Origin of the sequence: Buttiauxella sp. JUb87, from assembly GCF_004361975.1 — a bacterium.
In the GTDB taxonomy this organism is placed as follows: domain Bacteria; phylum Pseudomonadota; class Gammaproteobacteria; order Enterobacterales; family Enterobacteriaceae; genus Buttiauxella; species Buttiauxella ferragutiae.
The window spans coordinates 940,832-956,007 of the sequence record NZ_SNVY01000001.1 but is presented as its reverse complement, the minus strand read 5'-3'; the positions used below and the strand labels follow the sequence as shown (position 1 = coordinate 956,007).

Genomic DNA, 15,176 nt, shown 5'->3' with positions numbered 1-15,176 from the left:
TTATGCCCGTTCTGCTTGATGCCATCCCTGAAAAAGCAACCAGGATAGTCCGGCCCAGTACGCGCCGCTGGCTGCTGTTCCTCGCATTTGTCATGCTGGGTGGCATTGCCCTCACACTCTGGGGATGGACAACGGAGCGCACCGGATTTGTTTTCTGGTTTACGGCTCTGGGTCTGCCGTTCTGCACCTGGGGTCTGATTTTTAGCGTGCGCAGGTCTGCCTATAAAGCCGAACAGGTGGGGGCTGAGTCCCGAAACGTAGAGCGTGAAAAACTCATCGAAAGTGAAATTCAGCGCGGCCAGCGTAGCGCCTGGATTCTGGGAAACCTTGTTCAGACATCATCCGGGAATAAAGCCAGTGACCTGCTGACGGCCATGACCCGTTCGGCACCGGCAGTCGACTTTTCTCAGCCCAGGGGATGCGCTAACCCCGTCCGTTATGCCGCGCTGACTGCATTCCAGCCAAATTTGGCATCAGGGCTTAAAGCGACAGTAACCAAACTGACCTCCCGTGTTGAAGAGATTGTTGAACCACTCCCGGTGGGCCTTCCTTGCTGGTTGATGCTGGACTGTGACAGTGACCTTTCACCGCTGATAGAAGATCAGATTAAGGCTGAACTTTCACAGAAAACAGGCCGCGTTTTCCGCCTGATGTCGGGTAAAGGGCTGGCCGCACTGGATGCCTGGCTGGATAAGCGCTGGGACAACCCGGGCATTCTGGTCGCGATGACGCTGTCGCTCCCCGCCGAACCCACTGAAGGGGATGCTGATGCTATCGCGATGCTGGTCCTCAGCAACCGTAGGGCACTCTCTTACCCGGATGCACTGCGGCTTCATCGCCCCGAAAGAGGCACCGCAAGCACGCTGACTAAAACACTCACACGGGCCCTGCTATGGGCCAACGTGCAGCCTGACCAGCTCCAGGGCAGTTGGTTTTCCGGCCCCGCACTGACACAGGGCAGTAGCTGGAATAATGCCTGCGAAGAAAACGCGGTCAAATTCAGTCTGTCAAAAGACAATTTCAGCATCGATCCGGTTCTGGGTTACACCGGCCATGCTGCGCCATGGCTTGCCATCGCGCTTGCCGACTCAGCCTTTGAACAGCGTGGAATGCAGGTTATCGCTGCACAACCTGCTGCTGGCAAGGACGACACATGGGTCGCCGTCATCACCAAAGAAGAAGTTTGCAAGGGAACGTCCAGGAATGTCTAAGGTAAAAGTTAAAACACTCATTGGCTCCGTTGTGGCTGTCGCGTTTTTTCTGACGGTCATCGCGGCATTTCTGTTTTATGCCTTTCCGGAAAAAGTAGCCTCTACTACCGGGTTCGGTCCATATGACGGACAGCGGATACTCTCTTTTTGTGCCGTCATTGTGGCCGTGCTGTTTCTCCTGGGCTGGCTGGTTGAAAAGGCATTCGACTTCGCAGGTAAATCAGGTTTGTACTTCCACTGGGGGCAGAACAAAAATCAGGTTGTGGCCCCGGTAACGCAAACTATTGTCGGTGAAGACGATGACGATGAGCCCGTTTTCAATGACGAAGCGGTAAAGGAACATCTCCAGCTACGCTATGGCCGACGCTGGCAACGTAAGGTCCGTATCCTGCTGGTCATGGGCAATCAGGACGAGGTCCAGAAGGTGGCTCCGGGTTTGTGTCATGACCTCTGGCAGGATGGCGATGGCAATGTGCTGGTCTATGGCGGTGACGCACAGTCACTTCCGGATGACGTTTTCCTGTCAAAATTAAAACGCCTGCGTTCCGGTCATCCCATTGATGGCATTGTGCAGGTGATGAATACCGCCGCGTTGCCAACGGATATTGAGCGTGATGCGTTTTTACGTTGCCGCCAGAAAGCCGATCACCTGCTGGGCTGGCAGGCTCCGGTCTGGTTATGGCTGACGGACAAAGAATCTGGTGATCAGGAAGGGCGAGAGTCCGTGGCAACCGGCGCGATATTCGGTCCGGGTGCCACGCCGCAGGATGCGGTTTCTACCCTGGATGCACTGGTTCCAGGTTTACGTCTGGCCGGGATGTCTCAGATCCTGAAAAACCCGCAACATGACGGGTTCCTGCAACTCTCTTCCCGCTTGCAGAGCGAACTGAAAGCGAGCCTGAATGTTTTGTTTACCGGACTGATGCAGGGCTCCGCCGCGTATCGCCTTCGGGGGGCGATGTTCAGCCCGGAACTGGCTGTCGCCGGTACAGTGCCCAACACCCGAATCGACACGCCAACCTGGACTGCCGTCCTGGATGACTGTGCCGCCGTGCGTTCCAGAAAGCTCTCCTTCGACTGGCTTAAAGGTCTGCGGTTACTGCTGCTTGCCCTGATTGTGCTTTGGGGGGCCGGTACATTGCTGTCCCTTACCGTCAACCGTGCGCAGATTTACCAGGCGCAGAACACCGCGCGTCTTGCCGCCGATACAACACTGCCGCTGACTGAACGACTGCGTAACCAGCTCATCCTTCAGCAGGCTATTGCCCGTCTGCAAAACCGTGAAGCGATCGGTGCGCCGTGGTACACCCGCTTCGGTCTCAATCAGGACCATGACACGCTGGCGGCACTCTGGCCGCTGTATGCCCGTAACAACGCGCTGTTAATGCGTGATGCCACCGCCGATCATCTGAAGCAACAACTGAACGCTTTTGTGCAGCTCCCCCCGGCCAGTGATGCCAGGGCGCAGGGCACACAACGCGCCTACGATGTGTTGAAAAGTTATCTGATGATGACCCGACCGGAGAAAGCGGATACGGGGTGGCTGGCGAAAAATGTCCTGGCGGTCTGGCCGACGCGTCAGGGCGTGGCGGACGGCACCTGGCAGGCGCTGGCGCCGAAATTGCTGGGCTTTTATGCGCAAAACCTCCCGGCACACCCGGAGTGGAAAATAAAGCCTGACGCTGAATTAATCAGTACCGTACGCCAGATCCTGCTCAAACAGATAGGGCAGCGTAACGCCGAATCAGGGCTTTATCAGGACATGCTCAAACGCATTGCCAGCAACTGGCCTGATTTAACGCTGGCCGACCTGACCGGTGATACCGATGCCTCGACGGTGTTCAGTACCGAAGAAGTGGTGCCGGGGATGTTCACCCGCCAGGCCTGGGAAGAACAGGTTCAGGATGCGATTGATGAGGTGGTCAAAACCCGCCGCGATGAAATTGACTGGGTACTGACGGATAAAACTCACCAGCCGGGAAGCGACATTGCCCCGGAAGCGCTGAAAGCCCGTCTGACCGAACGCTACTTTACGGATTTCGGGAATGCCTGGCTCAATATGGTCAACAGCATTCAGTGGCAGGAAGCGGGTTCGCTGTCCGAAGCTATCGCCCAGTTAAATCTCATTGGCGATGTCCGCCAGTCTCCTCTGGTGGCGCTGATGAACACGCTGGCCTGGCAGGGCAAAACCGGACAAAAAGGTGAAGCACTGGCGGATTCGATTGTCGATTCAGCGAAGCAGCTGATCGGCAAAAAGAAGAACGCAAAACAATTTATCGAGCAGGTTCAGGCACCAAAAGGCCCACTTGAAGGTGTCTTTGGTCCGCTGATGGGGCTGATGGAAGGTAAGGAGGGGACCGGCAGTAACGGTAACCTGAGCTTCCAGTCATGGCTTGCCCGTGTCACACAGGTCCGTCTGAAGTTGCAACAAGTCACGAGCGCCCCCGACCCGCAGGCGATGTCCCAGATGCTGGCCCAGACTGTGTTTCAGGGCAAAGCCATCGATCTGACCGATACACGGGATTACGGCAGTCTGGTGACGGCAAGTCTTGGTCAGGAGTGGAGCGGCTTTGGACAGTCTTTATTTGTACAACCGCTGGATCTGGCCTGGCGGCAGGTGCTGACACCGGCTGCGGGAAGCCTGAATACGCGCTGGCAGGCAACGATTGTGGATCAGTGGGACAAAGCGTTTGCTGGTCGCTATCCGTTTAAGGCGACAGGCAGTGATGCCTCACTACCACTTCTGGCACAGTTCCTGCGAAGTGACTCCGGTCGTATTACCACATTCCTGAAAACCAACCTTGGCGGCATCCTCCACCAGGAAGGCAATCGCTGGGTTGTCGACCCTGCCGCGAGCCAGGGGATGGAAGTGAACTCCGATTTCCTCAAGGCGATTAATCAGCTGGCCGAACTGTCAGACATTGTGTTTGCCCAGGGCGATGCAAGTGTTCACTTTGAACTGATGGCCCGTCCTTCCCGGGATGTGGCGCGTATCCAGCTCTCTCTTGATGAGCAGAAACTGGATTTCTTCAACCAGATGGAAAGCTGGCAAAGCTTCACCTGGCCGGGGAGTACCTACTACCCGGGGGTGAGCCTCAGCTGGCGAAGTGTGAACAGTGGTATGCAGCTCTATACCAACAACCAGGGCAACTGGGGATTCATTCGGTTACTGGAGAGGGCGTTGATCACCCCTCTGGATGGCAGTCGTACCCAACTGGTCTGGATAAGTCAGGATGGCAATCCGCTGAAGTTTGTGATGCGCAGCGAACTTGGCGACGGTCCGCTGGCATTGCTGAAGCTTCAGGGTTTCAAGCTTCCGCTGTCTATTTTTAATGTTGACCCCATCGCTGAGGGGACCCAGTAGCGATGGGCGGAAATATTCATCCTGCACTGGCCTTTGCCAGGCAGGTGGACGGCTGGTCGCCAGGGGTATTCAACAAAGTTGATAAGTGGCGGGAGACCGACTCGCTTGCCCCCTGGCGGTTTATGACGTTTCGCCAGTGCAAGGCCTGGCTTGCTGACTGGCTGAAGCACAACCCGACGCCTCAGGAGGGGTTTCTTAGCCCTCCGATCATGAAGCGTTTCCCGCCGCATATCGTTTATATGTCACTGGCAGCATGGCGCACCGGTAAGGCACTACTCCATTGTGATGAGTCACTTTTCCGGATGCTGGGTGAAACAAATCAGTCTGATGCACTCCCGGGTGACATGCTGCGCCGCCTGCCATTCTGGGGGTTCTGGCTCGATTTCCCCGCAGACACGGTCTTTGCGGAAGGTCAGGGGCCTTTGCTGGGAGCCTTTTTCACGCTCACCGATCATGACAACGGGACTGATGCGCTGCTGGCCCTGACGCTTGCCCAGGAGCCGTTGGTGGACGGGAACCTGCCGCTGGGAATGGAATACCTCCCGTTGACCGCGCCGGTCTCTACCGCTATCAGCCTACAGGATGAAGGGGTCAGGGGGTTCTGGCAGGCCGTATTGCCTGTACTGTTCTGGTTATGTTCAGAAAACAGTGAGTGGGGCACACAAGGTAAACCTGTTCGGCCACCACCAAGGCGAGTAGGAAAACATCAGCGATTCATTCCACCAAAGAAACCGGTGCAAATTTACGCCGGGGCTCGTGCAGGGGCGGTACTCCGTCAGCCATCTCGACCGGAACGTGACAGTCCACTGAAGGAGCCTGGCGGCATGTCGAACCGCCGCCTGCGCCCCCACGTCAGAAAAGCCCACTGGCAAACCTACTGGAAAGGGAAACCCACACAGGGGGAGGAGAAAAGCATGTTACTGAAATGGAAACCACCCCAGATAGTGAACGGCCAGAACGACGATCTGGACGCTGTCGTGAGATTTCTAAAGAACAGTCACGAGATTAAGTAAATAACCCTCATCTTAGCTGACGATGTTTTTAAACATTCAGGGATACCCAGACGATATTTATGGCAAACATTAATGTACTGCGCTCTATCCGAAATATATCCGGCATTCTATGCCTCATTATTTCACCCATCTTTCTTTCAACAACCGCTGCGGCAGATGGGCTTCAGGTTTCTTCAACGGTGAATGGCCTGCATATCATCGCAACAGACAAATTGCCCTCAGCACCTCCGGAATTAACGACTGAAGAGCAGGCATTAAATTGTGACCGTGATCCCCCGCAAACCGGGGAAGGAAAATCTGTGTCAACGCAGGGCTGGAAAGTCATTGATGAGGTATCCAGTGGGAATACAACTATTGTGGGTTTCTTCAGCAAAGGTGAGGAAGGTACAAGCGGTTCCTGCTTTGTCAAAAATGGCAACGTTGCCATTTTTAATAAAGGGATCCTTCAGGCTCTTATTTATGGAGATGAAATTACTGATGACTCTTATTCAATTCTGGGCGCTGTTTCCAAAACCAATTTGGTGAATACTTTTCGGCTGCGAGAGTTTTTCCCGGGTATGACAGCGGTCGCTGATTTGATCTATGACGGTAAAGTGGCTCGTGTTAAACCCGTGGCACCTTTAGAGCCCTATTGTGAGGGCACAGCACCGGTTCCGAACATTTTTGGAAAAGATATCAAGAGCGCTAGAAAAGCACTCATAAATTATGGATGGATACCTGAAAAAGTCGAAGCCGATAGAGGTGATACCAGAGCCAGGCAGTTAAATGATGAAGGCGTAACCGAAGTTAATTCATGTTCAGGTACGGGCTTTGGATTCTGTAATTTTGATTACAAACGTGAAGGGGGAGCCTCATTGAATGTCATGACGGTGGGCGACGATTTTACAGTCTCTGATTATGGTGCTGACTGCCCCAAACAATAACTAACGAATGTAGCCACTATTGCAAATCCATTATTCACGGGAAAAAGAATGAGTTCACCGGAAGCCCTGTTATCCGCATGCACGACCCATCAGCAAGATCAGCAGAACCTCATTGCCCGGGCATCCGATGCTCTTCCTCTCTGGGATAACTGGTTGTTGCCATTCAGTCCTGAGCAGGAAACCGGAGATGATCCGGCGTATGACGACAGCTTCCAGTTGATGCGCGAAGAGATTAATAAGCTCTCCGGCACAGACCCTGAGCAACTGTGTGCGCTGGCGGAAAAGTGTCTTTGCGAAAGTGCCAAAGATATCCGCGTGGTGACCTGGTACATCCAGGCCCGACTGAGCCGCGACGGAGAGAAAGGACTGGCGGAAGGTTTGCTGCTGATGGTGGCGATGCTCTCCCGCTACGGCAAACGTTGCCATCCTCAGCGCCCTGTTGCCCGGAAAGCCGCGCTGGAGTGGCTCAGCAGTACAAAATTGCTGGATACGCTCTCACTCTGGCCGGAAGTCGAACGGGATGATGCCGCGCTCATTGCTGGAGCGATCAGTCTGCTGGCAAATGCCGTCTCTGAATGGCCTGAAAATGAAAAACCGTCTTTTGCCGGACTCTGCTCGGCGCTTGAAAATCGTCTGGCACGTTCCGGTGGGATGGATGCATTGATCCCTCAGAACAGCAGTGCCCATGAATCCGGCCATGAATCAGTCCTTTCTCAGTCGCCACAACTCACAACCGTCAAATCCGGACGCGATTTACTTGATCAGGCAAAGTTACTTTCCCGCTGGCTGGGTGAGCAACCACAGGGCTGGCTGGCCTCCCACCGGCTGATGAAAACCGTACGCTGGGATACGGTCGATCAAATCCCCCCGCTGGACAGCAGTGGCCGTTCCCGACTGGTTCCGCCGAAACCGGAATACCGGGCACAGCTGAAACGGTTGTACCTGCAAAAAAACTGGGCTGAGCTGGTGGAGCAGGCCAGTCAGATGTACTGCGAAGGGGTAAACCATTTCTGGCTCGACCTTCAGTGGTATCTCTGGCAAGGGCTCAGTCATGCGGGTCAACCATGGGAGAGCTGGTCAGATTCCGTGCTGCTGGATCTGCGCTTGTTCCTGAAGCGTATGCCGGGGCTGGAAGGGCTGGCCTGGAATGATGGCACCCCGTTTGCCGATGAGGTGACCACTGGCTGGATAGCCGAAAAAGTGAATGACGAAGCCCGGATGTTCGGAGATGAACCGGCAACGGTAGCCAACGGACAGGGAGACGATGTGCTGTTACTTGAATCCGAAGCGATGGAGAAAGGAGACAGTGAAGGGCCCGAGTCGGCACTGGCCTGGCTTCAGTCCCGACCGGGGCTGGACACTCCCCGGCAGCGCTGGCTGGTGCGTCTGCTGATGGCCCGGGTTGCTGAGCAGTACGGCCGGAATGAAATGGCGCTGCATTTGCTGGGGGAGCTGACCGCCAGTGCCCCACAACTGACGCTGGGCGACTGGGAGCCGGGCCTGTTATTTGAAGTGCAGGCTCGCCGTCTGAAGCTTCTGCGTATGAAAGCCGGTCGCAGTGAAAGTGATAAAGCCCGACTGATGCCTGAGATGGATACGCTACTGGCAGGTCTGATTGCTATCGACCCGGCCCGTGCCATGGTGCTTTGCCCGTAATATGGAATGGAAAAAAAGGAATATTATGCGTTATCGAGTTATTGCTCTGACTTTATGCCTTCTTTCTGGTAGCAAGGTCGCATTATCTGCGGGATTTGATTGTTCCCTTGCAAATTTATCACCGACAGAAAAAACGATATGTAGCAATGAGTATTTATCAGGACTTGACAGTGCTCTTAACAATTTTTTCAAAACAACCTATGACAGTTCTTTAAGCCATGGACGCCTGGCTGAGCGTCAAAATAAATGGCTAAAAGAAAGAAACAGTTGTCAGGGTGATGTAACCTGTATTACTGACAGTTATTTAATTCGCAATAAAAACCTGGCAGCAAGCAACAACCTCCAAAATATCAATGATATTTTCAACCGCGAAGGCGACAAGCTGGATGAAGTACTCGATGCCCCAATTAAGACCAAGTCAGGATTTACAATAACCGACTCACCATGGCTTGTAAAAAAAATATTTTCATCTGATAGTTTTGAAGGCGGAATTAATCTTGAAGGCATTAATATATCGTCGGTACTAACATACCAGGAAATTAAAAATGATTTGTACATTTATATTTCTGTTAGCGGACGGTATCAAGATAAAGATATTACACTTCTCGTAGAGCTTGCGGAAGATACAAGCCCTCGAATCATTCAACAATATGATGGTGATGTAGATATAATATCCCGCACCAGAGATGCTCAAGGAAACGCTTTAGCCTACTTTACTGTTGGGAGTGATTCACATAAAGAATATCATTATTTGTTTGTATCTCCAGATGGGGGGAAAAGCATTTCAGACATTTCCCCCGAACAAGCAGATGCACTGACAAAAAAAACGATGCCATGGATTGGTTATTGTGGTACTTCAGAGTGCAATGCTTCATTTATATCGCCTGATAGCAAATGGCGACTTGCTTCAAGTGATGGTAACGTTAAAGACCCAGAAGAAGGTATGTACGTATTTCCAGCCAACCGACCGGACCAGGGTTTGAATGTTTTTGCGGACATGGCTGACAATTCGATCACTGACGATGCTTTTGCATATACCCGGCAATATGTCTGGGGGGATGATAGCAATACATTTTACTTTGACAATACCGGAGCATTAGGTTGTATCTGGAAAACCGACATTGACAAAAAAACAACAAAACGAATCATTCCCGTAGAAGGTATTCTGGACCCATTCTATATAAAATATGATGGAGAGGATCTAATTCTTTCCGTTTATTCATATTATTATCAAGATGATTTCAAATCAGAAATATACATAGCAAAAGAACCTAACTAAATAAAATGTCAATGAAGCGGGATTTATAATTTATATGGATGACTTAACCCTGCGCTATTTTGAGGCCGAAATGCGCTACCTGCGTGAGGCCGGTAAAGAATTTGCCCGGGCGCACCCGGACCGGGCGGCAATGCTTAATCTGGATAAACCCGGCGCACGTGACCCTTATGTAGAACGCCTGTTTGAAGGCTTTGCCTTCCTGATGGGGCGACTGCGCGAAAAGCTCGATGATGACCTGCCGGAGCTGACCGAAGGGCTGGTAAGCCTGTTGTGGCCGCACTACATGCGGACCATTCCATCCCTGGCTATCGTTGAGTTTTCTCCCGCGTGGCAAAGTCTTCGCCAGGCGGAAACGCTGGCTGAAGGTTTCTCGGTTCTCTCGCGTCCGGTGGGGCCACACAAAACCGCCTGCCAGTACCGGACCACGCGGGATGTGCCTCTGCAACCCCTGCACCTTGCAGATGCGCGTCTTCATACCGAAACCGATGGACGTTCTGCCATCCGCCTGCGTTTTGAATGCCCGGAAAAAGTGGACTGGAGCAAGGCCGGGATCGACAAAGTCGCCATTTTTCTCAATGCCGAAAGCCCGGTCAGCTCCGCCCTGCATCTGGCGATGACCCGTCGCGTTCATGCCATGTATGCCCGTCACGCCGGAACCCGCACCGAACGCCATCAGTTTGATGGCTGGTGCAAGCCGATGGGCTTTGATGACCATGATGGCCTGTGGAAGAAAGCGGATTCCGCCTTCAGTGGTTATCAGCTGTTGCTGGAATACTTCAGCTTCCGTCCGAAGTTTATGTTTGTTGAGCTGCGGGGTCTTGAAACCATCGGGCTGAATGCGGCCAGTACCTGGTTTGAAATCGACATCGTGCTCAGTGAAGCCTGGTCATCCGATCTGCCGTTTGAGACCGCGAACTTCCGCCTGCATTGTGCGCCGGTTATCAACCTCTTCACGCTCGAAGCCGACCCGCTGACGCTTAACCCGCTGGATAACGAATACCTGCTGCGGCCGCTGCGTCTTCAGGACGGCCACACTGAGATTTACAGCGTCGATAACATCCATGGTGCGGTGAAACTTGGCAAACACCAGTATGTGCCGTTCACCAGCTTCCGGCACCGGGGCGGCATGATGCGTCACGATGCGCCCGAGCGCTATTTCCATACCCGGGTCAAACGCGGGGCATCGGGCCTTTATGACACCTGGCTTATTCTCGGTGGCCGCTCGTTCGAACTGGATCAGCTGTCTGAGAAACCCGAATCACTCTCGATGCGGATCACCGGCACCAACGGCCAGCTCCCGCGTAAGGCACTGGAAAGTACCTTGCTGGACAGGGTGGTGAAGGCGGGGAAAGTTCCGGTCCGGGTGCTGAACGTTTCCGCACCGACAATGCCGCTGTATCCACCGGCCAGTGACCGTTTCCACTGGCGGGTCATGAGTCATCTGGGCTCAAACTTCCTCAGCATGATGGACAATCCTGAAGTGCTGCGGGGGACGCTGGCCCTGTATGACTGGACCGACGATGAGATGAACCGCCGTCGCCTTGAAGCCATTGTCGCGGTGAAACACACGCTTATCCGACGCTTCGAGAAGGGCTTTATGCTGCGGGGCGTGGATATCGAGGTCACGCTGAACATGGATAATTTTGCAGGTGAGGGGGATGTGAATCTCTTTGGCGAAATGCTGCATCGCTTCTTCGCGCTGTATGCGGATATTCACCTCTTTAACCAGCTCACGCTGGTGCTGCAACCGACAGGGAAACGACTGAGATGGAAAGAATTTCACAGCCAGCACGTACCGGGCTGACATTCGCCCTCAATAAGGACATCTGGCGAGCCAATTTTTACCGTTTCTGCCAGTTGCTGGAGCAGGAAAGTCCTGACTCACCGAAGCTCGGGGCCACCAGCCACCCCGCCAGTGATCCGGTACGTTTTCGCCCCTGGCCGGGGATGGGATTCCCCGTCAGTACCCTGAAAGCGGTTGAGACGGATGAAGATCATCCCGAACGTCCCCCGACCGTGCGCACGACTTTTCTGGGAATGTACGGTGTGGATTCACCGTTACCCAGTACTTATCTCGATGATATTGCACAGCGCCGGGAAGGGCATGAGGCCGTTACCTCATTTCTGGATATCTTCAGCCATCGTATCACCACCCAGTATTACCGTATCTGGCGCAAGTATGCATACCCGGCCACGTTTGAAGCCGGGGGCCGTGACGCCACTTCCCAGTGCCTGCTGGGGCTGGTGGGTCTTGGCATTCCGGGTACGGCTGAACATGTGGCTACCCCGGTATCCCGCTTTCTGGCGCTATTGGGCACCATGCGCTTACCCACCCGCAATGCGGAAGGTATCCGGGCACTGGTCAGCCTGCTGGCCCCGCATACCCGGGCGACGATCACCGAACCTGATCCGGTCAAAGTGCATATCGATAACCGCAGTGGGTTAGGGGCTGGAAACCGTGTTCGACTTTCACAGCGAGCGACACTGGGCAAAACCGCCAAAGAAGCATGCAGCCGGGTGCTGGTGACACTGGTCACGGACAATCCGGAGGAAGCAGAAGGTTGGTTACCTGGCGGTCACATCCATACCGACCTGCTGGTGCTGATGCGCGTGTATCTGGGCTACCGCAGTGATGCACGGTTACGCCTGACGGTACCAGTGCGCTTGTTACCTGAGGCACGTCTGGGCAAAGGCCGACGTATTCAACTGGGGCGTACCGGTCTGCTCGGAATGAGAGACGGCAAACTCAGCAATAACCGTGAAACCCTGACCGTCAGTCTGGGTTGCTATGAAGGGCTGCAATGCCAGGTGCTGGCACCGGCTGAAGACGGTCACTACCGTTTCGATTAAGCATGTCATCCCGCTCCACTTCTTCTCAATTAAGGAACTTCTGAATGGCAACAGTTACCCGCTGGTGGGCGCTGACGCTTGTCGCCTGCTGTCTGCTTGCAGGCTGCGGTCTGACCCAGACCGTCACGGATGGCACAGTCAGTCTGACGAAATCCATCTTCTATAAACACATTAAAACCCTTCATCTGGACTTCACGCCGCGTACCGCCGTCAATGCCGATGGCGCACAGACGCCACTGGCGACAATGGTCCGGGTCTATCAGCTCAAGGACCGTAAAGGTGTGGATGCTGCTGATTATCAGACGTTGCTGCGTAACGCCGATACGGTACTCAAAGAGGATGTGCTGGCGTCAAAAGAGCTGCTGGTGATGCCCAACGGCAGCGTGTCACTCAATATGCCGATGGATGAAAATGCGCAGTTCGTGGCGATAGTTGTCCTGTTCAACCGACCGGATATGAAAGACAACCGCTGGCGGAAGGTATTGACCCTTGATGACCTCGATCCGGACAAACCGCGCACCATTGAGCTCGGTGATGGCTGGTTAAACCTCGTGCCGGTAAAGGAGTGAAGTGATGGATAACTGGTTAGCTCTTTTTGACGGACAGTCGCGCTATTCTCTGGAGATTAACGACAGCGCCGTGCTGCCGGATGTATTGAATTTTACCGGGCGGGAAGCGTTAAGCGAGCTGTTTAGCTGGGACATTGAATTTACCACTCCGCAGGCAAACATTGCCCCGGATCAGGTGCTGATGAAATATGCCTCCCTGCGGATGCGCAGTGGTAAACATGTCCATGGCATCATCACCCGTCTGGAATGGCTGTCCACCACCCAGGACCAGTCGCATTACAAAGTGACGCTGAGCTCCCGCCTGGCGTTGCTCTCCTTCACCCGCCAGTGTGCGGTGTTCCAGAACCAGTCCGTGCCGGAAGTGGTGGAGCAGGTATTGCGTCAGCACGGGCTGGAAGGGCCGGATTTTGAGTTTCGCCTGGAGCGGACCTATCCCCCACGTGAACTCATCACCCAGTGGCGGGAAACCGACCTGGAGTTTATCCAACGCATTCTGTCGGAAGTGGGGATTTACTGGCGCACGGAGATGGACAGCACCCGGGAAATGGATGTTTACCTCTTTGCCGACAGCCAGCTCAACTATCAGTTTGATGTGCGCCTGCCGTACAGCGAGCCGTCCGGACTGTACGATGGTGCGGCGGAGTCGGTGTGGGATGTGCGCACCTCAAACCATGTGGTCACCGGCACGGTTGCCACGCGTGATTACAACTACCGCACCGCCAGTACCCCACTGGATACAGCAGTGAGTGTGCGGCAGGACGCCAGCATGTCAGGGGAACATTACCGCTACACCGCCCCTTACCGCGAAGCCGGTGATGACACCGACCCGGAGCCGGAAACCGAAAGCGGAGCGTTTTATGCCCGCATTCATCACGAGCGCGAACTGAATAAATCAGCCCTTATTCATCTCGACAGTAACGCCTCCGGCCTGACACCCGGCCAGGTGCTGGAGTCGCAGGGTGCGGTCATCAGCGCCCTGAAAGAGGGTGTGATTATCACCGTGGTCACTTACCATGCCGCCCGTGATACCCGGCTGCATGTGTCTGTCGAAGGAATGCCCTACAGCGAGCGCTACAGTTTCCGCCCGGTGGAAATCCCGCGCCCGGAAATCCACGGCACCCTGCCAGCGCGAATTGAAAGCCGTGAAAAAAACGCTATTTATGCGCACCTGGATGAACAGGGCCGCTACCGCGTAAAGCTGGATTTTGACCGGGAAGGGTCAGAGCAGGGTTACGGCTATCTGTGGCTGCGGATGGCGAAACCGTATTCAGGGGACACTCTCGGCTGGCATACGCCGCTTATCGACGGGACAGAAGTGGCGATTGCGTACGGCAATGGTGATATCGACCTGCCGTATATTTCGCATGCGATGCACGACTCAGAGCACCCCGACCACGTGAACCGCGATAACCACACCCGCAATATCCTCAGAACCCCGGCGAATAATAAGCTGCGGATGGAGGACCAGCGCGGCGAAGAGCATATCAAGCTCGCGACGGAGTACGGAAAAACCCAGCTGAACACCGGCCACCTGGTGGATGAGAAGGCGCAGCCCCGTGGCAAAGGCACGGAGTTACGCACCGATGAACGGGGAACAATCCGCGCAGGTAAAGGACTGTTTGTGAGTGCGGATGCTCAGGCTAAAGCCCAGGGCAAGGTGCTGGATATGGACGCCGCCCTGAAAGAAATCGACCAGCTGAACCAGCAACTGCAACAGCTGGAAATGGCCGCAGAGCAGGCCCAGGCGCTGAAGGCGGATATCGACAGCCAGATACAGATGTATGAGCAACGTCTGAAGCCGCTCAATGAAGCGTTATTGTTCTCGGCACCTGAAGGAATAGCGTTCACCAGTGGCGAACACCTGCAACTGACGGCCACGAAAAACGTTGCCATCAATGCCGGGGGCGATATCAGTGCCGGTGTGATGGGCAATATGACCACCCTTGCCGGTGAGAAGCTGGGGCTGTTTGCCCGCACCGGGCAACTGAGCCTTAAGGCAGGGGAAGGTCCGATAGACATGCAGGCCCAGAACGCCAGCATGCGGCTGTTTGCAGAGAAGAAACTGACGTTTACTTCAGAAAGTGACATCTCGTTTACCGGGAAGAAGCGCATCACGCTGATTGGTGGGGGCAGTTACCTTAAGCTGGAGGCGGGGAAGGTGGAGTACGGCACGACAGCGTCGTATATCCGTAAAGTGAAAAGGACGATGTTTGCTGGTGCGGCGGCTATGGAGCAGGACTTCCCTTCTTTACCCAATATTATTTCTGATTTGCCAGATGGCCCCGGTAAAAAGACATTATTCTCATAAGTC

Annotated in this window: 10 protein-coding genes; all 10 read left to right on the top strand. The window is 54.4% G+C overall.

The annotated features are described in order from the left end of the window. Nucleotides 1–2: 2 nt before the first annotated feature. From EC843_RS04415 to vgrG, 10 genes are read left to right on the top strand one after another with little or no spacing between them, the layout of a single operon-like run. Nucleotides 3–1,211, top strand: a complete 1,209-nt coding sequence (locus tag EC843_RS04415; RefSeq protein ID WP_133521714.1) for a hypothetical protein — start codon at nucleotides 3–5, stop codon at nucleotides 1,209–1,211. Then, nucleotides 1,204–4,575 (top strand): ImcF-related family protein, encoded by a 3,372-nt coding sequence (locus EC843_RS04410; protein WP_133521713.1) that lies wholly within the window; start codon nucleotides 1,204–1,206, stop codon nucleotides 4,573–4,575. Before EC843_RS04415 ends, EC843_RS04410 begins: the two co-directional genes overlap by 8 nt. Before the next feature lie 2 nt (nucleotides 4,576–4,577). Then, complete coding sequence (locus EC843_RS24755; RefSeq protein ID WP_133521712.1) at nucleotides 4,578–5,588, top strand: hypothetical protein; 1,011 nt, start codon at nucleotides 4,578–4,580, stop codon at nucleotides 5,586–5,588. A 59-nt stretch (nucleotides 5,589–5,647) separates the two neighbouring features. Further along, nucleotides 5,648–6,511, top strand: a complete 864-nt coding sequence (locus tag EC843_RS04400; RefSeq protein ID WP_133521711.1) for a hypothetical protein — start codon at nucleotides 5,648–5,650, stop codon at nucleotides 6,509–6,511. A gap of 48 nt (nucleotides 6,512–6,559) precedes the next feature. Beyond that, complete coding sequence (gene tssA, locus EC843_RS04395) at nucleotides 6,560–8,167, top strand: type VI secretion system protein TssA (protein ID WP_133521710.1); 1,608 nt, start codon at nucleotides 6,560–6,562, stop codon at nucleotides 8,165–8,167. A gap of 25 nt (nucleotides 8,168–8,192) precedes the next feature. Further along, complete coding sequence (locus EC843_RS24750; protein WP_243739113.1) at nucleotides 8,193–9,446, top strand: hypothetical protein; 1,254 nt, start codon at nucleotides 8,193–8,195, stop codon at nucleotides 9,444–9,446. A 34-nt stretch (nucleotides 9,447–9,480) separates the two neighbouring features. Next, complete coding sequence (tssF, locus tag EC843_RS04385) at nucleotides 9,481–11,250, top strand: type VI secretion system baseplate subunit TssF (protein ID WP_133521709.1); 1,770 nt, start codon at nucleotides 9,481–9,483, stop codon at nucleotides 11,248–11,250. Continuing rightward, entirely contained in the window at nucleotides 11,214–12,296 is a 1,083-nt protein-coding gene (gene tssG / locus EC843_RS04380; RefSeq protein WP_133521708.1) for a type VI secretion system baseplate subunit TssG, read from the top strand. The genes tssF and tssG overlap by 37 nt, the downstream gene beginning before the upstream one ends. A gap of 44 nt (nucleotides 12,297–12,340) precedes the next feature. After that, nucleotides 12,341–12,865 (top strand): type VI secretion system lipoprotein TssJ, encoded by a 525-nt coding sequence (gene tssJ, locus EC843_RS04375; protein WP_133521707.1) that lies wholly within the window; start codon nucleotides 12,341–12,343, stop codon nucleotides 12,863–12,865. 4 nt (nucleotides 12,866–12,869) lie between these two features. Next, on the top strand, nucleotides 12,870–15,173 hold the full coding sequence (vgrG, locus tag EC843_RS04370) for a type VI secretion system Vgr family protein (RefSeq protein ID WP_133521706.1): 2,304 nt from the start codon (nucleotides 12,870–12,872) through the stop codon (nucleotides 15,171–15,173). Nucleotides 15,174–15,176: the final 3 nt, after the last annotated feature.

Bases quoted from the DNA above. Each gene is read 5' to 3' on its own strand.
- EC843_RS04415 (WP_133521714.1), top strand. From the start codon at position 3: ATGCCCGTTCTGCTTGATGCCATCCCTGAAAAAGCAACCAGGATAGTC.
- EC843_RS24750 (WP_243739113.1), top strand. From the start codon at position 8,193: ATGCGTTATCGAGTTATTGCTCTGACTTTATGCCTTCTTTCTGGTAGC.
- EC843_RS04400 (WP_133521711.1), top strand. From the start codon at position 5,648: ATGGCAAACATTAATGTACTGCGCTCTATCCGAAATATATCCGGCATT.
- tssF (WP_133521709.1), top strand. From the start codon at position 9,481: ATGGATGACTTAACCCTGCGCTATTTTGAGGCCGAAATGCGCTACCTG.
- EC843_RS24755 (WP_133521712.1), top strand. From the start codon at position 4,578: ATGGGCGGAAATATTCATCCTGCACTGGCCTTTGCCAGGCAGGTGGAC.
- EC843_RS04410 (WP_133521713.1), top strand. From the start codon at position 1,204: ATGTCTAAGGTAAAAGTTAAAACACTCATTGGCTCCGTTGTGGCTGTC.
- tssG (WP_133521708.1), top strand. From the start codon at position 11,214: ATGGAAAGAATTTCACAGCCAGCACGTACCGGGCTGACATTCGCCCTC.
- tssA (WP_133521710.1), top strand. From the start codon at position 6,560: ATGAGTTCACCGGAAGCCCTGTTATCCGCATGCACGACCCATCAGCAA.
- tssJ (WP_133521707.1), top strand. From the start codon at position 12,341: ATGGCAACAGTTACCCGCTGGTGGGCGCTGACGCTTGTCGCCTGCTGT.
- vgrG (WP_133521706.1), top strand. From the start codon at position 12,870: ATGGATAACTGGTTAGCTCTTTTTGACGGACAGTCGCGCTATTCTCTG.